This is a genomic window from Mesorhizobium sp. M7A.F.Ca.CA.004.12.1.1 (assembly GCF_003997835.1).
GTDB lineage: Bacteria > Pseudomonadota > Alphaproteobacteria > Rhizobiales > Rhizobiaceae > Mesorhizobium.
Genome location: NZ_RZRK01000765.1, coordinates 1 through 2902, shown reverse-complemented (window position 1 = coordinate 2902; position 2902 = coordinate 1). Strand labels below are relative to the sequence as shown.

The 2902-nt window shown below is 66.1% G+C and carries 3 protein-coding genes and 1 pseudogene; 2 read left to right on the top strand and 2 right to left on the bottom strand.

Annotated features, from left to right (window positions below; genetic code table 11):
* On the bottom strand, positions 1-950 hold a 950-nt coding region (locus tag EN984_RS29155; protein ID WP_245480139.1), incomplete at its 3' end, for a DUF58 domain-containing protein.
* Positions 950-1954 (bottom strand): MoxR family ATPase, encoded by a 1005-nt coding sequence (locus tag EN984_RS29150; protein WP_127271985.1) that lies wholly within the window; start codon positions 1952-1954, stop codon positions 950-952. The genes EN984_RS29155 and EN984_RS29150, both read right to left, overlap by 1 nt.
* A gap of 154 nt (positions 1955-2108) precedes the next feature.
* Between EN984_RS29150 and EN984_RS29145 the strand changes: the two genes are divergently transcribed.
* Together EN984_RS29145 and EN984_RS39545 are read left to right on the top strand one after the other, a co-directional pair.
* Entirely contained in the window at positions 2109-2738 is a 630-nt protein-coding gene (locus EN984_RS29145) for a DUF1285 domain-containing protein (RefSeq protein WP_127271874.1), read from the top strand.
* Positions 2738-2902 (top strand): annotated as a pseudogene (locus EN984_RS39545) (CoA pyrophosphatase); the annotation flags it as partial. The gene EN984_RS29145 and the pseudogene EN984_RS39545, both read left to right, overlap by 1 nt.

The window sequence follows — 2902 nt, the reverse complement described above, 5'->3', positions numbered from 1 at the left end:
CCGGCATGATCGCCGCCGGCGATCATGCCGGCACGACCGCCGGCGGTCGGCCTGGCCGAGGAGCCATCAGTGGTCATCGCCATGTGCAGCCGCACCAGCGCGTCGGAGGCGAGCCGATCGGTGTGGTTGACGGTAAAGCTCCAGCCAAGACGTTTGCACCAGGCCGCCAGTTCGTGGCGCCGGGCGGCGTAGAGCAGGCGATACTCATCGCCGAGCATTTCGGCGCGGCCGGCGGTCAGCTTGTCGCCGGTCTCGGGATCGGTGAATTCGGTGCGGCCGGCATAGGGGAAGGTCTCCTCGGCCGGGTCGGCGACCTCGATCAGGTGGGCACGCACGCCGTGGCGGGCCAGCACGTCGAGCCAGGCCATCGTCTCTTCGACCGGATCGAGGAAGTCGCTGACGATGACGATGTCGCAGAAGCGCCTGATGTCGGACAGGTCGGGTTTTGCCGGCAAATCGCCGGCATGCATCAACTGGGCGGCGATGCGTTCGGCGCCGTTGCGGGCGGTGAACGGGTCGGTGAGGCCCGGCCAGGCGATGCGCTCGCCGCTGCGCGACAACAGTTCGGCCATGGCCAGCGCCAGCACCAGCGCGCGCGATTGCTTGGAAACGCTGGCGCCGGTCGATTTGTAGAGCATCGACGGCGAGGGGTCGGCCCACAGCCAGACCGTATGGGCGGCTTCCCATTCGCGGTCGCGCACATAGGTGTGGTCGTCGCGGGCCGAGCGGCGCCAGTCGATGCGCGAGGAATCTCCCTCGACATAGGGCCGGAACTGCCAGAAATTTTCACCGATGCCGCGCTTGCGGCGGCCATGCCAGCCGGCGATCACGGTGTTGACGATGCGGCGCGCCTCGACCAGCAGGTCTGGCACAAGCGAGGCTCGCAACCGGCCACGGGCGAGCGCGTCGCGCGTCGCTGCCGGAGCCTGGACCTCGCCGATGCGCGGCATCAAATTCCTTTCACGAGTTTCGCCACCACGTCACGCACGCCGGTGCCTTCGGCGCGGGCGGCGAAGGTCAGCGCCATACGATGCTGCAGCACCGGCTCGGCCAGCGCACGGACGTCGTCAACCGAGGGCGCCAGCCGTCCGTCGTAAAGCGCGCGCGCCCTTGTGCACAGCATCAGCGCCTGGCTGGCGCGCGGGCCGGGACCCCAGGCGACGTTCTTGTCGGTCTCGGCATTGCCTTGGCCGGGACGCGCCGAGCGCACCAGCGTCAGGATCGCCTCGACGACGCTTTCAGGCACCGGCATGCGGCGGATCAGCGTCTGGATCTCCTTCAGCCGCACCGGCTGCAGCACGTTTTGCGCTTTCGCGTCCTCGATGCCGGTGGTTTCCAGAAGGATGCGGCGCTCTGCCTCGATCTCGGGATAGAGGATATCCACCTGCATCAGGAAGCGGTCAAGCTGGGCCTCGGGCAACGGATAGGTGCCTTCCTGCTCCAGCGGGTTTTGGGTTGCCAGCACGTGGAAGGGCGCCGGCAGGTCATGGCGGGCGCCGGCAATGGTGACGTGGTATTCCTGCATGGCCTGCAGCAGCGCCGACTGGGTACGCGGCGACGCGCGGTTGATCTCGTCGGCCATCAGCAACTGGGCGAAGATCGGCCCGGAGATGAAGCGGAAGGAGCGTTTGCCGGTTTCGTCCTGCTCCATCACTTCGGAGCCGAGGATATCGGACGGCATCAGGTCCGGCGTGAACTGGATGCGACGCGAATCGAGGCCGAGCACGATGCCAAGTGTTTCGACCAGCTTGGTCTTGGCGAGGCCCGGCACGCCGACCAAAAGCGCATGGCCACCGGCCAGCAGAGCCACCAGAGTACGCTCGACGACGCTTTCCTGTCCGAAGATGACCCGGCCGACCCCGTCGCGGATCCGGGAGATGTCGGCAAGCGCCTTTTCGGCCTCGGCGATCATGTCCTTTTCGCTGATCGGGCTTTCCTTGACCATCACGCTCATGCCGCATCGATCCTTGTGGTTGGAATACCATGGCTGGAACAACGGCTGCACCATACCATAAGTTGCCGCGATTCGGCCTCGCGTGGCGCCTATGTCGAAACTTAAATCACAGACTTAGGCTGACAAGCGCAACAACAGTGACTATTTCGTGACCATGACGGGACCCTTGGGACATCGTGAAGAAAGCCTGACGGATGCCACCGAGGCGCGTGGCCTCGAGGCGCTCATCTCGCGCGCCGCCCGTGCCGGCAAGGGGGCGGCACCCGTCGAACGCTGGAATCCCGACTTCTGCGGCGATCTGGACATGGAGATCAAGTCCGACGGCACCTGGTTCTATCTGGGCACGCCGATCGGGCGCATGCCGCTGGTGCAGCTTTTCTCCTCGGTGCTGCGCAAGGACGCCGATGGCAGGACCTATCTGGTGACACCGGTGGAAAAGGTCGGCATCCGCGTTGCCGATGCGCCGTTCATCGCGGTCGAAATGGACGTTTCGGGTAGCGGCGAAGCGCAGACCATCACCTTCCGCACCAATGTCGGCGATGTCGTCGAGGCCGGGCCGGAACGGCCGCTGCGCTTCGTCGACGAGAACGAGACCGGCGGATTGAAGCCCTATGTGCTGGTGCGGGGCCGTCTGGAGGCGCTGGTGGCGCGGCCGGTTATGTATGAGCTGGTCGGGCATGGCGAGGAGGTCGAGATCGGCGGCGAGACGATGTTCGCGGTGCGCTCCAAGGGCGCCGTGTTCCCGATCATGCCGGCGGACCAGTTGAAGCGGCTGAGCGCGTGATGGACCAGGTGACGCCGGCGCCGTTTTCATCCGCGGATTTTCGCGCGCGTTTTGCCGTGCAGCCGGATGCGCATGCCGGCGACGATTATGGCGATCATCGCTTCAACCCCGGCCATCCGCGCCTCAACCAGGGCAAGGCGCTGCGCAATGCCGCGGTGCTGATC